General features: G+C 33.9%; 13 protein-coding genes and 8 tRNA genes. 20 read left to right on the forward strand and 1 reads right to left on the reverse strand.

Annotated features, from left to right (window positions below; all coding sequences use genetic code 11):
* Nucleotides 1-13 precede the first annotated feature (13 nt).
* The 7 genes from BAU23_RS27305 (at nt 14) to BAU23_RS27335 (ending at nt 636) form a co-directional block, all read left to right on the forward strand.
* Nucleotides 14-89 (forward strand) — tRNA-Val (locus BAU23_RS27305).
* A gap of 5 nt (nt 90-94) precedes the next feature.
* Nucleotides 95-170: transfer RNA gene (locus BAU23_RS27310), tRNA-Thr, on the forward strand.
* 13 nt (nt 171-183) lie between these two features.
* Nucleotides 184-260: transfer RNA gene (locus BAU23_RS27315), tRNA-Lys, on the forward strand.
* A gap of 14 nt (nt 261-274) precedes the next feature.
* Nucleotides 275-355, forward strand: a tRNA-Leu gene (locus BAU23_RS27320).
* Between the two features lie 29 nt (nt 356-384).
* A tRNA-Gly gene (locus BAU23_RS27325) sits at nt 385-459 on the forward strand.
* Between the two features lie 14 nt (nt 460-473).
* Nucleotides 474-544: transfer RNA gene (locus BAU23_RS27330), tRNA-Cys, on the forward strand.
* Nucleotides 545-554: 10 nt separating this feature from the next.
* Nucleotides 555-636 (forward strand) — tRNA-Leu (locus BAU23_RS27335).
* 240 nt (nt 637-876) lie between these two features.
* Here the strand turns inward: BAU23_RS27335 and BAU23_RS27340 are convergent.
* Complete coding sequence (locus BAU23_RS27340) at nt 877-1197, reverse strand: DUF3884 family protein (RefSeq protein WP_000682914.1); 321 nt, start codon at nt 1195-1197, stop codon at nt 877-879.
* A 348-nt stretch (nt 1198-1545) separates the two neighbouring features.
* Between BAU23_RS27340 and BAU23_RS27345 the strand changes: the two genes are divergently transcribed.
* From BAU23_RS27345 to BAU23_RS27405, 13 genes are all read left to right on the forward strand, one after another.
* Nucleotides 1546-2265, forward strand: a complete 720-nt coding sequence (locus BAU23_RS27345; protein ID WP_016128625.1) for a YebC/PmpR family DNA-binding transcriptional regulator — start codon at nt 1546-1548, stop codon at nt 2263-2265.
* Nucleotides 2266-2413: 148 nt separating this feature from the next.
* Nucleotides 2414-2875, forward strand: coding sequence for an NUDIX hydrolase (locus BAU23_RS27350; RefSeq protein WP_071735612.1), 462 nt, complete (start codon nt 2414-2416; stop codon nt 2873-2875).
* 440 nt (nt 2876-3315) lie between these two features.
* A complete protein-coding gene (locus BAU23_RS27355; protein ID WP_000664693.1) occupies nt 3316-4092 on the forward strand; it encodes a transglycosylase domain-containing protein in 777 nt (258 codons plus the stop codon).
* 187 nt (nt 4093-4279) lie between these two features.
* Nucleotides 4280-4930, forward strand: coding sequence for a DsbA family protein (locus BAU23_RS27360; RefSeq protein ID WP_000841326.1), 651 nt, complete (start codon nt 4280-4282; stop codon nt 4928-4930).
* Between the two features lie 115 nt (nt 4931-5045).
* Nucleotides 5046-5119: transfer RNA gene (locus BAU23_RS27365), tRNA-Gly, on the forward strand.
* A gap of 200 nt (nt 5120-5319) precedes the next feature.
* Nucleotides 5320-6462, forward strand: coding sequence for a tRNA epoxyqueuosine(34) reductase QueG (gene queG, locus BAU23_RS27370; RefSeq protein ID WP_000345233.1), 1143 nt, complete (start codon nt 5320-5322; stop codon nt 6460-6462).
* A gap of 44 nt (nt 6463-6506) precedes the next feature.
* Nucleotides 6507-7394: an amidase domain-containing protein gene (locus tag BAU23_RS27375; protein WP_071735614.1), complete on the forward strand. Its 888-nt coding sequence runs from the start codon at nt 6507-6509 to the stop codon at nt 7392-7394.
* 58 nt (nt 7395-7452) lie between these two features.
* Nucleotides 7453-7941 carry a tRNA (uridine(34)/cytosine(34)/5-carboxymethylaminomethyluridine(34)-2'-O)-methyltransferase TrmL gene (trmL, locus tag BAU23_RS27380; RefSeq protein WP_000538149.1) on the forward strand — a complete coding sequence of 163 codons (489 nt, stop codon included), beginning with the start codon at nt 7453-7455 and terminating at the stop codon, nt 7939-7941.
* A 125-nt stretch (nt 7942-8066) separates the two neighbouring features.
* Nucleotides 8067-10136 (forward strand): sensor domain-containing protein, encoded by a 2070-nt coding sequence (locus tag BAU23_RS27385; RefSeq protein WP_016128626.1) that lies wholly within the window; start codon nt 8067-8069, stop codon nt 10134-10136.
* A 402-nt stretch (nt 10137-10538) separates the two neighbouring features.
* On the forward strand, nt 10539-12434 hold the full coding sequence (locus BAU23_RS27390) for a PrkA family serine protein kinase (protein WP_000353273.1): 1896 nt from the start codon (nt 10539-10541) through the stop codon (nt 12432-12434).
* 450 nt (nt 12435-12884) lie between these two features.
* Nucleotides 12885-14060 (forward strand): sporulation protein YhbH, encoded by a 1176-nt coding sequence (gene yhbH, locus BAU23_RS27395; protein ID WP_000503521.1) that lies wholly within the window; start codon nt 12885-12887, stop codon nt 14058-14060.
* A 129-nt stretch (nt 14061-14189) separates the two neighbouring features.
* On the forward strand, nt 14190-17216 hold the full coding sequence (locus BAU23_RS27400; RefSeq protein WP_071735615.1) for an NEAT domain-containing protein: 3027 nt from the start codon (nt 14190-14192) through the stop codon (nt 17214-17216).
* A 156-nt stretch (nt 17217-17372) separates the two neighbouring features.
* Nucleotides 17373-18236 (forward strand): GNAT family N-acetyltransferase, encoded by an 864-nt coding sequence (locus BAU23_RS27405; RefSeq protein ID WP_000558504.1) that lies wholly within the window; start codon nt 17373-17375, stop codon nt 18234-18236.
* Nucleotides 18237-18285 lie beyond the last annotated feature (49 nt).

The following is an 18285-nucleotide window of genomic DNA, read 5'->3' on the forward strand; positions in this document are numbered from 1 at the left end:
TGCCAGGCAAAACGGAGGATTAGCTCAGCTGGGAGAGCACCTGCCTTACAAGCAGGGGGTCGGCGGTTCGATCCCGTCATCCTCCACCATTCTTGCCGACTTAGCTCAATTGGTAGAGCAACTGACTTGTAATCAGTAGGTTGGGGGTTCAAGTCCTCTAGTCGGCACCAGTTTTTATTGCAAGAGCCATTAGCTCAGTTGGTAGAGCATCTGACTTTTAATCAGAGGGTCGAAGGTTCGAATCCTTCAATGGCTCACCATTTCAATCAAATATGCGGGTGTGGCGGAATTGGCAGACGCACTAGACTTAGGATCTAGCGCCTTTGGCGTGGGGGTTCGACTCCCTTCACCCGCACTTTTAATAAAATAACTCATACATGTCTTGCGGAAGTAGTTCAGTGGTAGAATACAACCTTGCCAAGGTTGGGGTCGCGGGTTCGAATCCCGTCTTCCGCTCCATTTTAACTTCATATGGCGGCATAGCCAAGTGGTAAGGCAGAGGTCTGCAAAACCTTTACCACCGGTTCAAATCCGGTTGCCGCCTTTCTTATTGTGCCGATGTGGCGGAATTGGCAGACGCGCACGACTCAAAATCGTGTTCCTTCGGGAGTGTCGGTTCGACCCCGACCATCGGTATCAAGAACGGCGTAACATCAAGACTCTATACTAATTGTATAGAGTCTTTTTGTGTTTTCATTACACGACAAAATAAGCACTAATAGTGCGTAGGAGGTAGTGTGCGGTGGGTAAGCGACGAACTTTAGATACAGTTGGAAGAAACTATGAAGTACTAAAAGGATAAAACTGAACGTTCGGTTTTATCCTTTTATAGAATTTCAGTAGAATATTACATATACAATAATTTTTTCCAGCACTCTAGAGAGAATTTCTCCACCCAGGTGACATGAAGTTAAATCCGACACCACCAGTAGATATTAGTACATTATCAACGGTTAAGTTTGTAATTTCTAAAAACCTCTTTTCAAACTCTTCTCTGTTGTACTTGTACATAGTTGAGTGGCACGCCCACATTGGCGTTGAAGTACTCAACCAGTCCCCTAATTCCTTTAATTCAGGAAACAACTCAAATCGAATTGGTTCATCTAATTTCATGAATCTCACTTGATAGATAGTTGGGTTTAGCTTTTCTCCTATCCCTTTAAGACTATGTGCTTTTTTCTCATTTGAATGTTTCATAATTACTTTCCCCCATCTTTTCTTCAAATTTTTTCCTATTTTAATTATACAGCAATAGAAAGTGATTATAGGAATATTATGGGAATCGGTGATGTAAAAAGACTCTAACAGAAATGTTAGAGTCTTTTTTGTTAAATTATGTTACCTGATTCTAAAATTCGTAATAAACGTAGGAATTCATGTATAATATAACTTGTCGAAAGAACAAAATGATAGTAATTTATATTATGTCTGTAATATGAATCAAAAATGAACTTTTTATATTTCTTTTAAAAATGTGTTGAATACACATTATATTTCATATTAATATTTTTATGTAGATTTAAAATGGGAAAGAGAGTGGAAAGTATGGGTCGTAAATGGAATAATATTAAAGAAAAAAAAGCATCAAAGGATGCAAATACAAGCCGTATATACGCGAAGTTTGGACGTGAAATTTATGTGGCAGCAAAACAAGGCGAGCCAGATCCAGAATCAAACCAAGCGCTTAGAGTTGTATTAGAACGTGCGAAAACATACAACGTACCAAGAACAATTATTGATCGTGCAGTTGAAAAGGCAAAAGGCGGTTCAGAAGAAAATTATGATGAGCTTCGTTATGAAGGATTCGGACCAAACGGATCTATGGTAATTGTAGATACACTTACAAATAACGTAAACCGTACTGCAGCAGATGTACGAGCTGCATTTAGCAAAAACAGTGGTAACATGGGCGTAAACGGTTCTGTAGCTTATATGTTTGACGCGACAGCTGTTATTGGTCTTGAAGGTAAAACATCAGATGAAGTTCTTGAAATTTTAATGGAAGCAGATGTAGATGCACGTGACATTCTAGAAGAAGAAGAGTCTGTTATCGTTTATGCTGAACCTGATCAATTCCATTCCGTACAATCTGCACTTAAAGATGCTGGTGTTGAAGAATTTACAGTTGCAGAATTAACAATGCTTGCACAAAATGATGTAGAACTTCCTGAAGATGCTCAAGCACAATTTGAAAAAATGGTTGATGCATTAGAAGATTTAGAAGATGTACAGCAAGTTTACCACAACGTAGACTTAGGAGAATAATAAGACAGAAGATCCTTTCGTTTAACGAATAGGGTCTTTTTTTTGTGAAGTTAATTACGATGATGAATTATTAAAGGTGTTTTGTTGTAGTTATGGAATATGATTATAGATAGTATTTTAAATGATTGTATTTCTAGGAGGTATTTCTATGGAGCATAAAACACCAAAGCATATCGTTGCCGTAGCAGGCTATTTAACAAATGAAAAGAATGAGGTGCTTTTAACAAGAGTGCATTGGCGAGCGGATACGTGGGAAATGCCTGGGGGACAGGTAGAAGAAGGAGAAGCACTCGATCAAGCTGTTTGTAGGGAAATAAAGGAGGAAACAGGATTAACGGTGAAGCCTATCGGAATTACAGGTGTTTATTATAATGCTTCTATGCATATTTTAGCTGTTGTGTTTAAAGTGGCATATGTGAGTGGTGATATAAAAATTCAACCTGAAGAAATACAAGAGGCTAAGTTTATTGCTTTAAATGAAAAGAACATCGATGAGTATATAACGCGTCCTCATATGAAATCAAGAACTGTTGATGCGATGAGAGCAACGCATTTCATTCCATATGAAACGTGGGAAGTACAGCCATATAACCTTCTAGGCAGGTTGTAAGAAAAGGGTAGCTATTTGAGATACACTCAAATAGCTACCCTTTTCTTATGTATATTACTTCAGAAAAAGGTCAAAATGATAATAAAGCTAGTATTGATTTTTAGAACGTTTGTTCTGTATAATGATGATATATCATATATAATTAGATTACTAGATGTTCAAAAATAGAAATTTATAGATGATATAATAAAAGAATAAAGTGGAATTAAGGAAGTATACTGCTCTTAATTTCTACGCTGCTATTGGTTATGAATGTTTTAAAATAATGTATATTCAACATTTCATATGAATAGTAGATAAAAAAGGACTGTGATACAATACATTTTTACACCTTACAATGTTGTAAGGTACGTGTAAGAGAAATCGATGGGATATTCTTTTACAACAAGGTATTCTTAAGTTAAGAGTTATATATGCTGTGTGGAAAAGAGGTGTTCGAGATGAAAGAACGAGTATTATCTAGAGTGAACTATCATCAAAAAGTTGCATTAAATCCATTAAATAAATTTCTTTATAAAGCCATTATATTATTATTATTGTTAAGTTTTGCATTATTATTCGTTGGAAATGTAATGATTGAGCGAAGTGATATTAGTAAATTACATGTACCTGCTAATTTAGAGGTGCCAGAATCATTAACACACGCATTTATTGCGACGGAAGATAAAAGATTTTATCATCATAACGGTTTAGACTATATAGCGATTATCAGGGCGTCTATTGAGAATATAAAAGCTGGTGGTGTTGTGCAAGGAGGAAGCACGATTACACAGCAGTTATCTAAAAATGCTTTCCTATCTAATGAACGTACATTTTCCCGTAAGTGGAAAGAAATTTTTTATACGAAAAAGATTGAACGTACATTCACAAAGGATGAGATATTAAAATTGTATGTAAGTAATATTTACTACGGAGAAGGCGCATGGGGGATTGAAAAAGCAGCAAACCTTTACTTCGGTAAAAAAGTGAATCAATTAACACTGGCTGAAAGTGCAATGATGGCTGCTGTAGTAAAAGCACCGGCTTATTACTCACCTGCACAAAATTATGATAAAGCAGTTGAGAGACGGAATGTAGTTTTAAGGTTAATGGAGAAAGAAGGCTATATAAATCATGATGAATATGTGCAAGCAGTTAGCGAGAAACTAGTAATTCGTCATGATATAAAAACAGAGCAATCCATGTTAAAAAATGCCCGTGAAAAAGCAGTAAGTTAAAAGAAGTTCCTATATAGGAGCTTCTTTTTTTGAATAATTTGTGACAAAAGACGACACAATATTGTCACAAATGTTGTATTTTTGTAATTTATGTGAGCGTGTTCATTGCGTGACCGATATAAGTGTTGATATTATGTGTATTGTGTACAATGCTGTATACAGAATATGAATTTAAAGAGGAATGTATATGAAATCAAATAAACTCATGGTTCTTGGTGTAGTTTTTTCTATCGCAGTATTGATTGTAATCGGAACAATTGCGTATAGCATCATAAATGACAAAAAAGATAAAGGGAATGAGATGTTTGCTTATTCTACGCAACAATCTTTAGGGAAAGATGATGCTCCAGTTAAGGTAGTTGAATTTGGAGACTTCAAATGTCCTGCTTGTCGTACTTGGGATGTAACAGTATTACCACGATTAAAAGAAGAATATATTGATAAAGGTAAAGTGCAGTTATATTTTATTAACTTCCCATTTATCGGAAAAGACTCTGATTTAGGTGCAGCTGCTGGTGAAGCGATTTATAAACAAGATCAAGATTCATTCTGGATTTTCTATGATGAGATTTATCAAAATCAAAAGAAAGATACGGAAGAATGGATTACAGAAGAATTACTTCTTAATATTGTGAAAGAAAAGCTTCCGAAAATTAATGTAGAACAGTTTAAAAAAGATTTACACAGTAAAGAAATGAAAGACAAAGTACGTAAAGATTCAGATCGTGCTCAAAAATTAAAAGTTCAAGGTGCTCCTTCAGTATATATAAATGGAAATCTTGCAAATCCTGATTTCGATAGTATGAAGAAGGCAATTGATAAAGAATTGAAAAAGTGATGAGTTATCTCATCACTTTTTCGACTTTTTTCGATAAAATTCTTGCTTCGTATTTTTTTACATGCTATACTACTTTACATAAGTTATTTTAATATCTTATATTTATTTCATATTTGCGGGTGTAGTTTAGTGGTAAAACAAGAGCCTTCCAAGCTCTGGTCGAGAGTTCGATTCTCTTCACCCGCTCCAAATTTTATTTAATGTTTTTCTAATAAATTGTGATCAACGCAGTGTTTCGTTTCTAAGATAAACGAGGCATTGCGTTTTTTAATGTTTGAAAAGCGTAATTGTATGCGAAAATAGAAGTAAAGAATAGTATTCCAAAAGTGAATTACTAACCAATATAGTCGTTACATAAGGGATAGATTCATCGGAGGAGGCGATAAAGAATGGATTTTGAACAATTAAAGCAAGAAGTAATTGCGTATAGTAAAACGATTGGTATAGATAAAATAGGGTTTGCTAGTGCATCACCATTTGAGGAATTAAAGCAACGATTAATCCAGCAGCAACAATTAAATTATCAGTCTGGATTCGAAGAGCCTGATATAGAGAAGAGAACGAATCCACAGCTTTTACTACCTGGTGCAAAATCAATCATTGCGATTGCTTTAGCGTACCCTTCAAAATTAAAAAATGCACCATTAAGTAAGCGTGGAGAACGCCGCGGGATTTTTTGTCGTGCTTCGTGGGGACAAGATTATCATCTCGTTTTACGAGATCGTTTGCAAAAGTTAGAGGCATATTTAATCGAGAAACTTCCGGATATAGAAGTGAAATCAATGGTCGATACAGGTGAACTAAGTGATCGAGCTGTATCAGAACGTGCCGGTATTGGATGGAGTGGTAAGAACTGCGCTATTATTACGCCGGAATTTGGTTCGTATGTATACTTAGGAGAAATGATTACGAACGTCCCATTCCCTCCGGATCAGCCAATAGAAGATCAATGTGGAAGTTGTACGAAGTGTATTGATATTTGTCCTACAGGTGCTTTAGTACAGGGTGGACAGTTAGACTCGAAGAAATGTATCGCATTTTTAACACAGACAAAAGGGTTTCTGCCTGAAGAATATCGCGATAAAATAGGAAACCGTATATATGGATGTGATACATGTCAGACTGTTTGTCCAAAAAATAAAGGAATGGATTTCCACAACCATCCTGAGATGGAGCCTGATCCTGAGTTAGTTAAACCGTTATTAACACCACTTTTAACAATTAGTAATCGTGATTTTAAAGAGAAGTATGGAATTATGTCTGGTTCATGGAGAGGTAAAAAACCATTGCAACGAAATGCTATTTTAGCACTTGCGCATTTTAAAGAAACAGCAGCAATTCCTGATTTAATCGGTGTTATGAAAGATGACCCAAGACCAGTACTTCGCGGAACAGCAGCATGGGCACTTGGGAAAATTGGCGGAGATGGAATAGGCGAAGCAATTGAAAAAGCGATGGAACGTGAGAAAGATGAAGAGGTTCTTCATGAAATGAATCGTGGACTTGAATTGTTAGCACAGAAAAAAGAGTAGATAATATCTCCCTTTTTCATATTGTAATATGGGAGGGAGACGAAATGGTTGTAAAAGCGAATATTGAAAAGCAAGTACACCAGTTTTTAGCATATATCACAGAGAAACGAACTGACGTGGATGGTATTGCTGAAGATTTATTACGAATGGTACAGAGAAAGAAACAATTGTTTCAAAAACGTAGTGCAGATATAGTGAAAGCAACTGCCGATATTTCTTTCATGAGACAATTAAATAGTAGTGAGCATCAAGAAATTGATTATCAAGTACACTTTAAATATTTAATTAAGCATAAAGAATTATTTTATATCGAAGAGGAACAATTAAAACGACGAGTTTGTCTGAAAAATAATCGTGTAATAGATGATTATGCTCTTGAGGTGTCAGAAGAAATAGGGATAGGTGAAAAGTTAGAACGAGAAGTCACGAAAGAAAAATACGGTTCATATCAATATAATCGTTTAGAGGCAGTGAAATATGCAGAGCGTTGGTGGGATGATCGCAATCCTGTATACCGTAATTTCCCTGATAATTGTACAAATTTCATTTCACAATGTCTGCACACTGGAGAAGTGCCAATGAACGGACATCCTAATATTCGTAAAGGGTGGTGGCAAAGGGGAAACCAATGGAGTTGGAGCTGGGCTGTAGCACACTCTTTTTATTGGTATTTGTCAGGTGCTACAACAGGGCTTCGGGCAGAAGCGGTAGAAAAGCCAGAAGACCTAATTCTTGGCGATGTAATTGCGTATGATTTTGAGGATGATGGTAGGTGGAATCATACGACAATTGTAGTAGCAAAGGACGCAGATGGTATGCCGCTTGTAAATGCACATTCAGCGAATAGCCGTCGGCGTTATTGGAATTATGAAGACTCTAGTAAATATACACCGCAAATGAAATATAAATTCTTTCATATTATTAATGGGTAGAGATTTTTCGTTCAAGTGGTATAATACGTAGTAGACAAAAAATAGAGGTGAATATCGCGTGGGAGTACATGTTGTTTTATATCAACCAGAAATTCCAGCAAATACAGGAAATATTGCACGTACGTGTGCAGCAACTGGAACAGAATTACATTTGATTAGACCGCTTGGATTTTCAACGGATGACAAAATGTTAAAGCGTGCAGGATTAGATTATTGGCAGCACGTAAAAGTTACGTATTATGATTCAATCGAAGAATTTTATGAGAAAAATAAAGATGGTGAATTCTTCTATTTAACAAAGTATGGCGAGAAAGCTCATACAGCATTTGATTATAGCAAACGTGAGAAGGATTACTATTTCGTGTTTGGAAGAGAAACAAATGGATTACCAGCTAATGTAATTGAAGAAAACTTCGATCATTGTTTACGTATTCCAATGACGGATAAAGTACGTTCATTAAATTTATCTAATACAGCAGCAATTTTAATTTATGAAGCGTTCCGTCAACAAAATTATCCAGGATTAGATTTAGAAATCGTTTATTAAAAGTCGCCATTTGGCGACTTTTTTATTTATTTTAGAAAATATGTAATCATACATTTTAAAAACGGTACATATTCATATAGAATGAGGTATATGAATAAAAATAGATAAGACAGGTTGAGATAAATATGAAGGAACAATATAACAATCAAAATACCTATTTAAGTATGATAGATATGGATTTAGTAAAACAGGGACTGCTACATGCTATTCAAGATTTAGTTTTTATTGTGAAAGTTATTGATGATGAAACTTTTAAATATATTTATGTGAATAAAATAGGAATGGATTATGCCAGGCTAGGAACAGAATGTTATGGAAAAACTTTTGCAGAAGTATTACCAGAAGATACGGCAAGGGTATTACAAAGGCAATATGCAAAAGTAATGAGAGAAGCGAGAGCAAATACATTTTGTGATGTAATTAGTTTACCAACTGGTAATATACATTATGAATCTTTACTTAATCCAGTATGTGATGTAAATGGAATATGTCAGTTTATTATTTGTATTACTAGGGATATTACAGCACAGGTTAAGGAAAAAGTGGAAATAGAAGAAAAACAAATGTTATTTAAGTCATTACTAGAATATAATAATGACTCCATTGTATCTGTAAATTCTATTGGGAGAATTACATATGCAAATCCAGCAACATATGAAATATTTGGATATCGATATGAAGAACTAAGTAATCAATTTGTTTTTCAGTTTATAAATAAGGAATATGAACAGGCTTTTCAAACTATATTTAAGGGGGCTTTACAAGGAAGAGCACAACAAATTGTTGCAAAGAAATATATCCATAAAGAAGGATATGAACTTTATATTTCCGTTAGGACAATCCCCATTATTGTGAATAGTGAAATCGTCGGGGTGTACATAGTTACGAGGGATGTTACAAGGCAAGTATTAAATGAGATGAAAACAGAATATTTGGCTTACTTCGATCAGTTAACAGGGTTAATGAATAGAATATCATGTACAAATAAACTAAATGAATTTTTAGCTGAGAATAAAAAATTCGCATTGGTTTTTATAGATTTGGATGAATTTCACCTTATTAATGATACATTTGGTCATAAAGAAGGAGATCAAGTCTTAAAAAAGGTTACTGAATGCTTACGAGACGTAAAAATAGAAGATATGCATTTATTTAGAGAACATGATGATCAATTTGTTATGTTAATAGAAAATATAACGAGAGAATGCGTAGAGGAAGTTGCACAAACAATACTAAAAAAAATTAGTGGGCATTTTGTACTAGAAGAAGAGGATGTTTATTTGAGTGCATCAATTGGGATTGTAATGGCCCCAGAAGATGGAATGGATGAAAAAATACTTTTCCAAAGAGTCGACGCAGCTTTGGAAAAAGCCAAGGAAAAAGGAAAAGGGTATTATCATTTTTATTGTAGTGGATTAGATTGTGAACGTGAACAAAGGTTTATAATAGAAAATCAGTTACATCGTGCTATAGAAAAAGATGAATTTTTCCTATATTATCAACCTCAAATTAATATTGAAACGGGAAAGATAGCCAGTATGGAAGCCTTAATAAGGTGGGAGAATAAGGAGCTAGGATTGGTCTCGCCAAATCAATTTATCCCGCTTGCTGAAAGAACAGGATTTATTATTAAACTTGATGAATGGGTAGTACATCAAGTGTGTGAACAAATACGTGAATGGTTAAATAAAGGGTATGAAGTTGTACCAATTGCAGTTAATATTTCAGCTAGACATTTTCGTTCTATTACATTGATAGAGATGATTACACGCGCTTTAAACAAGTACAATGTCCCACCTCATTTATTAGCAATAGAAGTTACAGAAGGGGCTCTTATACATAAAGATGTATCGAAAAGAGTGCTATTGCAGTTAAAAGAACAAAATTTAAAAATTCATTTAGATGACTTTGGAACGGGATATTCATCTTTAAGTTATTTAAAAACATATCCGATTGATACGTTAAAAATTGATCGTTCTTTTATGGAAGGTATATATATAGATGAAAGAGATACGAATATTACGGCTGCAATTATTCATTTAGCACATACTCTAGGATTAAATGTAATTGCAGAAGGAGTAGAAAAAGCGGAACAAATACAATTTTTAAAGGAAAAGAATGTGAAAATCGTACAAGGCTATTTTTATAATCGTCCTTTATCGATATACGATGTGGAAAATATTTATTTTAAATAGTTTATAAAAACAAGAAAAAAAGTGATGTGCTAAAAAGCACATCACTTTTTATGTGTACCTGGCTTATCGTTATAACCAGATGTGAAAATAGCTGTAAGAAATGTGAGTGATACACCTAAAATTAATAATAACTTCATACTAATTTCCTCCTTACTTTTTCGGTTTACGAATCTTATTTGTGAATCGAAATGTATGTAAGGTTCCTAGAAGAAAAGAATTTATTTACAATGAATAGTAGCGTGAAAACGTTAATACCCTTATTATACAGAATTTTCTTTGAATTTTGGAGAGAATTTTATAGAGCTATTATATATTTCGTTTTGATTTAAAGAATGTTTAAGGACATCCTAGCATACCTTTTATAATAATCCGATTGAACAAGGAGATGGGGGAGGAGCTATAATGGATATTCTAAAAAAGATTGAACAGCATCGAGCAGCAGAAGAACGTTTACAATGGGAAGGTACGTTTGCGGAGTATTTGGAGCTTGTGAAAGAAAGACCATGGGTGGCTCAAACAGCACACTCTCGCATTTACAATATGATAAAAGATGCCGGAATTGAAGAAGTTGATGGTAGAAGAAAATATAATTTCTTTAGTAATCAGCTGTTTGGATTAGAGGATGCGTTAGAACGCCTTGTAGAAGAATATTTTCATCCATCTGCAAAACGATTAGATGTTAGAAAACGTATTTTATTATTAATGGGTCCTGTTAGTGGTGGTAAATCAACTTTAGTTACGATGTTGAAACGAGGATTAGAAACATATTCACGTACAGATCGAGGGGCTATTTTCGCAATTAAAGGTTGCCCAATGCATGAAGATCCATTGCATTTAATTCCGCACCATTTACGTGATGACTTCTTTGATGAGTATGGAGTAAGAATTGAAGGGAATTTATCACCATTAAATGTGATGCGTTTAGAGCAAGAATATGGATCAAGAATTGAGGATGTAGTTGTAGAGCGTATTTTCTTCTCTGAAGATCGCCGTACAGGGATTGGTACATTTAGTCCATCTGATCCAAAATCACAAGATATTGCCGATTTAACAGGTAGTCTAGACTTTTCTACGATTGCAGAATATGGTTCAGAATCAGATCCTCGTGCGTACCGATTTGATGGAGAATTAAATAAGGCGAACCGAGGTATGATGGAGTTCCAGGAAATGTTAAAGTGTGATGAGAAGTTTTTATGGCACTTATTATCACTTACACAAGAGGGGAATTTCAAAGCAGGTAGATTTGCGCTTATTTCAGCAGATGAATTAATTGTAGCGCATACGAATGAAACAGAGTATCGCTCCTTTATAGCAAATAAGAAAAATGAAGCATTGCACTCAAGAATTATTGTAATGCCAGTTCCTTATAACTTACGAGTTAGTGAAGAAGAACATATTTATGAAAAAATGATTCGTGAAAGTGACGTGTCCAATGTTCACATTGCACCGCATACACTTCGAGTTGCAGCAATGTTCACTATTTTAACTCGTTTAAAAGATCCGAAGCGTCCGGATATTGATTTAATTAAAAAGATGCGTTTATATGATGGAGAAACGGTAGAAGGTTATAATGCGATTGATGTAGAAGAATTGCAACGTGAATATCAAGATGAAGGTATGAAAGGTATTGATCCTCGTTATGTTATTAACCGAATTTCTTCTACAATTATTCGAAAAGAGGTACCATCTATTAATGCACTAGATGTACTTAGATCGCTAAAAGACGGGTTGGATCAACATCCATCAATTAGTAATGAAGATCGAGAGCGTTATATGAATTTCATCTCATTAGCGAGAAAAGAATACGATGAAATTGCTAAGAAAGAAGTACAAAAAGCGTTTGTTTATTCATACGAAGAATCAGCTAAGACACTCATGGATAACTACTTAGATAACGTTGAAGCGTATTGTAATAAATCAAAATTACGTGATCCGTTAACGGGAGAAGAAATGAGCCCAGATGAAAAACTTATGCGTTCGATTGAAGAGCAAATTGGAATTTCAGAAAATGCTAAGAAAGCATTCCGTGAAGAAATTTTAATTCGAATTTCTGCTTATGCCCGTAAAGGAAAGCGCTTTGATTATAATTCACATGAACGTCTTCGTGAAGCGATTCAGAAAAAACTATTTGCTGATTTAAAAGATATAGTGAAAATTACAACATCAACGAAAACACCAGATGAAAATCAGCTTAAGAAAATCAATGATGTTGTTGCACGCTTAATTGATGAGCATGGATATAATTCTTCATCTGCGAATGAATTGTTACGTTATGTAGGTAGTTTGTTAAATCGATAGTTTGATAACAAAACGCTGTCTCTTGTTCTTGGGACGGCGTTTTGTTATCTATTGATACTTGTAAAAAGTGTCATAGCTTGTCCAAATATAATAAATTAAGATGCGATTTTATGAATTTATTGTCAATTATTTTTACAATATGCATATGATAGAGTAACCAACCATTCATACGAAAAAAGCCAACACAATACAATATGTTGCAATACGAAAATGTGTGCAACAATGCATTGTGTTTCTTTCTTATCAACGGCTGAATGTTTCTTTCTATTATGTGAGTGGCAAAATTTTGTTTAGGATGCTCGGAGTATTGTATGAAAAACGCTATATATGTTTATGGGATGATTTTCAATGGGCAGTTACCTTTCAAATATTCTAGCTTGGCATATTACAGAACAAAATTTATAGATTGCTGTTCATAGAGGAAGACAATTACAGTAAGGAGGGAAAGGAATGGGCGAAGAAAACCAACCAAATTATACGATTTCACAGGAAAACTGGTCCCTCCATCGCAAAGGATATGACGACCAACAACGCCATCAAGAAAAAGTGCAGGAGGCAATCAAAAATAATTTACCAGACCTTGTAACAGAAGAAAGTATAGTTATGTCTAATGGCAAGGATGTTGTGAAAATACCGATTCGTTCTTTAGATGAATATAAGATTAGATACAATTATGATAAAAATAAACATGTTGGGCAAGGAAACGGTGACAGCAAAGTTGGTGATGTCGTTGCGAGGGATGGATCAGGTGGTCAAAAGCAAAAAGGACCAGGAAAAGGGCAAGGGGCAGGAGATTCAGCTGGGGAAGATTATTATGAAGCGGAAGTCTCAATTTTAGAATTAGAGCAAGCGTTTTTCAAAGAATTAGAGCTGCCGAATTTAAAGAGGAAAGAAATGGATGAAAACAGGATTGAGCACATTGAATTTAATGACATTAGAAAAACAGGATTATGGGGAAACATTGATAAGAAACGAACGATGATATCTGCATATAAACGAAATGCAATGGGCGGCAAAGCATCCTTCCACCCGATTCACCAAGAAGATTTAAAGTTCCGTACTTGGAATGAGGTGTTAAAGCCAGATTCGAAAGCCGTTGTATTAGCGATGATGGATACGAGTGGATCGATGGGAATATGGGAGAAGTATATGGCACGTAGCTTCTTCTTTTGGATGACAAGATTTTTGCGCACAAAGTATGAAACGGTAGATATTGAGTTTATTGCCCATCATACAGAGGCAAAAGTAGTTACAGAAGAAGAGTTCTTTTCAAAAGGAGAAAGTGGCGGAACGATCTGTTCTTCCGTATACAAAAAAGCACTTGAGCTAATCGATAATAAATATTCACCAGACCGCTATAATATTTATCCATTCCATTTTTCAGACGGTGATAATTTAACTTCGGATAATGCTAGATGTGTAAAGCTTGTTGAAGAGCTGATGAAAAAATGTAATATGTTTGGGTATGGGGAAGTGAATCAATACAACCGCCACAGTACGCTGATGTCAGCCTATAAAAATATTAAAGATGAGAATTTCAGATATTATATTTTAAAGCAAAAAGCAGATGTATTCCATGCGATGAAGAGCTTCTTTAAAGAAGAATCAGGTGAAAAGATGGCATAATCCCTTTTAAAGGGATTATTTTTTTGTAAACTTTTTATTTTTTTTAGTTGACAATGATAATGAAAATCATTATCATTTATTCAAGAAATGATTATATTTGGATTTATAGATTTTGGAGGAGATGTAAAGTTGAAAAAAACTAAAAGAAAACATATCAATGCAATGCTAGTGGCGGCAGCCTTAGCGCTACCGTTTGCTGTGTATTCAACACCTGCTTTAGCAGCGGTAGCAATCGAGGCTAATAAAACGGGGTATGCTTTAGAAGATGGTACATATGATGCTGTTATTAAAGCGTATAAAGATAAAACGAATGAAGAGTCTATGGCAGCTGTTTATATAAAGGATCCTAAGTTAACGATTGAGAATGGAAAGAAAATTGTAACGGCAACGTTAAGTGAGAGTGATTTCTTCAAATACTTGAAAACAGAAGATATTCATACTCCTGGTGTGTTTCATGATGTAAAAGTAATATCAGAAGATAAAAAGAAAAATGGAACGAAAGTGATTCAGTTTGAAGTAGGGGAATTAGGAAAGAGGTATAATATGCAAATGCATATTTATATTCCGACAATGGCCTATGATAATAAGTATCAAGTGCAATTTGAAGTAAATACATTGAATTTAGAAAACAATGTTCCAGAAGAACAAAAGGAAAATAAAGAGGATAAAGTGGATCAACAAGATGAAAGTGGAAATGTAATAGTAGATAAGCAATTACAAATGCATATTAATAAATATAACTTGAATAGAGAGAATCTAAATACGCCAATAACTAAGGAAGATTTATTAAAAGTTAAATCTTTAATAGTTGTTGAGGCAAAAAGTAAAGGGATAAAAGATGTAAGCGGTCTAGAATATATGACGAACTTAGAAAACTTAACGTTGGAAGAAGTTAAGTTAGACAATATGCAGTTTATCTCGAAGTTGAGACAGTTGAAATCAGTAAATATAACTTATAGTGAACTTCAAAATATTGAACCTTTGGCTGAGTTAGAGAATATTGAGAATTTAAGTTTAAGAAACAATAAAATTTCAGATGTAAGCCCATTGAGTCAAATGAAGAAGATTAAAATATTAGATTTAAATAGTAATGATATAAAAGATATAACACCATTGTTTACAGTAACTTCTTTAAGGACTCTAACTTTGGCAAATAATCAAATTAGTAATGCTAATCTTGCTGGGATTGAGCAATTGAAAAATGTGAAAAATTTATCTTTAAGTAACAATGGACTTACTAATATCGAGCATATTACCTCAATGAAAAAATTAGTGGAGTTAGACCTTTCTAAAAATGAATTAAAAAACATCGAACCTTTATTAAGATTATCTACTGTACAATCACTTAATTTAGAGGAAAACTATATTTCAGATATAACGCCACTTAGTCAATTAACAGGTTTATATGATTTAAAGCTGGGTTCGAATGAAATTCGTGATGTTAGACCTGTTCAAGAATTAGGAAAAAGAATGTATATCGATATTCAAAGACAAAAAATCTTTTTAGATGAAGCAGGCGTGGATGAAGAAATAAAAATTCCAATATACAATCTTAAAGGAGAAACACTTCAAAATATTTATGTGAAAAGTGAAGAGGCTACTCTGAATAACGGGTTTATAAAATGGAATAGTCCTGGAGAAAAAATATATGAATTCAAACTAGATACGAATTCTGCTGAAAGTAAAATAAGATTTAATGGGACGGTTATACAAAGTATAGTTGAAAAACAAACAGAAAGTAAAAATGTAATTCTTGATGGAAATTTACAACAGCATATTAATAAAAAGAATTTTGGTAGAGAGAATCTAAATGCCCCTATAACAAAAGAAGATTTATTACAGATTAAAACTTTAGAGATACTTAAAGAAAAAGGAAAAGAGATAAAAGATCTAACTGGTTTAGAATACATGACGAACTTAGAAAACCTCACTTTAGAAGGAGTAGGGTTGAAAAATATTGAGTTCATTTCAAACTTGAAACAATTGAAAGAGGTGAATGTATCTCATAATAAAATTGAAGATATAACGCCGTTATCTTCACTGGAAAATTTACAGTGGTTAAACCTTGCGGATAATCATATTAAAGATGTATCAGTTCTTGGTTCAATGTTAGACCTACTCAGTTTAAAATTAGCTGGAAATGAGATTCGTGATGTAAGGCCGTTAATACAATTAGGTCAATGGTTTTCAATTGATGTTGGAAGACAAAAAATCATTTTAAATGAAGCAAAAGTAAATGAAGAAATTCAAGTTCCCGTATATGATTTAGAAGGAGAAACTATTGAGAATATTAAACTAACAAGTGAGGGTGGAACGTTTAATAACGGAGTAATGAAATGGAGTACTCCAGGTGAAAAGGTATATAAATTTGATTTAGATTCGGATGAAACTAGTATAAGTTTTAACGGAACAGTAATCCAGAATATAGTTGAAAAAGAAGAAGTAAAAGAACCAACAACGGAAGTTGAAGGGTCAAAAGAAGAAGTAAAAGAACCAACAACGGAAGTTGAAGGGTCAAAAGAAGAAGTAAAAGAACCAACAACGGAAGGTGAAGGATCAAAAGAAGAGGTAAAAGAACCAACAACGGAAGTTGAAGGGTCAAAAGAAGAAGTAAAAGAACCAACAACGGAAGTTGAAGGATCAAAAGAAGAAGTAAAAGAACCAACAACGGAAGTTGAAGGGTCAAAAGAAGAAGTAAAAGGACCAACAACGGAAGTTGAAGGGTCAAAAGAAGAAGTAAAAGAACCAACAACGGAAGTTGAAGAAGTAAAAGAACCAACGACAGAAGTTGAAGAATCAAAAGAACCAGCAAAAGAAGCTGAAGGCTCGAAAGAAGAAGTGAAAGAGCTAACAACAGAGGTTGAAGGGGCGAAAGAAAAAGAAGTAGCACGAGAGATTGAAAAATTGAAAGAAGAAATAAACCAATCCACAGTAGTTCAAGAACAAAACGTGAATAATCAGGTTGTGACAGAAAAAGTAGTAGAGAATCAAAGCATGAAAGAAAATGAACCAGTTGTTAATAAACAAGAAGAAAGTAAGAAATCGCTAGGAGCAACAGGTGGACAAGCGAATACATCAACGTTACTTTCAGGCGTAGCATTAGTTCTTTCAGCACTGAGTATGTTTGTATTTAGAAAGAGATTATTTAAGAAATAAAAACGTTTTATCTTATTATAATGTAAAATAATTATATAAATTTTTGAGAAGACATTATCATGGCGATTTTATTTTGAAATATGCTTATGATGATGTCTTTTTTTAGAAGGATATAAATGGAGAAAGTGTAAATGTATTAGAGAAGGAGGAGAGATTATGCATGTTAGTTCTATTTTGAAAATTGAAGAGGTGGCATCATTTATTGCGAATATGAATAAAGATGCTACGCATCATGTTGGTTATTGTGGAGATGAGAAAGAGGAGTTATTACAGACAATTATCCATGATTTTTCTGATATAGGCTGGGAACAATCTTTTGTTGTTACTTATGAAAATAATAAAATAATAGGTGTATTAGGATTTGATGTGGATGAAGTAAAAAAATGTGCAGAAATATGGGGGCCTTTTATTATTGCAGAGAATTGGAAAGAAGTTGCTTTACATATGTGGAAGGAACTTATAGAAAAGGTGCCTTTTCATATTGAGAAATTTTATGGTTTTTATCATGTAGAAAATAATAATTGTGCCCGCTTAATGAAGGATTTACATGCTAAAGAACAAGATCGACATAGTATTCTCATTTTAAATAATATTGCGGGACAACGTATTATATGTAATGTAGAAGAAGCTTTACCAAAAGTATTTGAGCAGTTTATCGCTTTGCACAATAATGTTTTCCCTAATACATATTATGAAGGAAATGAAATTATCGAACGTTTAAGTGATACGAATAAATTATTTGTAAGTATGAAGAATGATAAGTTAGAAGGTTATGTATATGTTGAAGTAAATCCGGAGTTTCAAGAAGCGAATATAGAATTTATTGCAACCACTGAAAATAGTAGAAGAAAAGGTGTTGGAGAGCGGTTATTACAAGGTGCAATTCAGTATATTTTCTCCTTTCAAGGGATGAGAGAGATAGAACTATGTTTGAATACGAATAATGATCGTGCGATGAAGTTGTACAAGAAAGTAGGTTTTGAGGAGAAAGCATGTTTACAGCACTATATAATAGAGTAAAAACCCATTCGTATGAAAATTATATTTCATACGAATGGGTTTTATTTAA

Source organism: Bacillus nitratireducens, from assembly GCF_001884135.1.
Classification (GTDB): domain Bacteria; phylum Bacillota; class Bacilli; order Bacillales; family Bacillaceae_G; genus Bacillus_A; species Bacillus_A nitratireducens.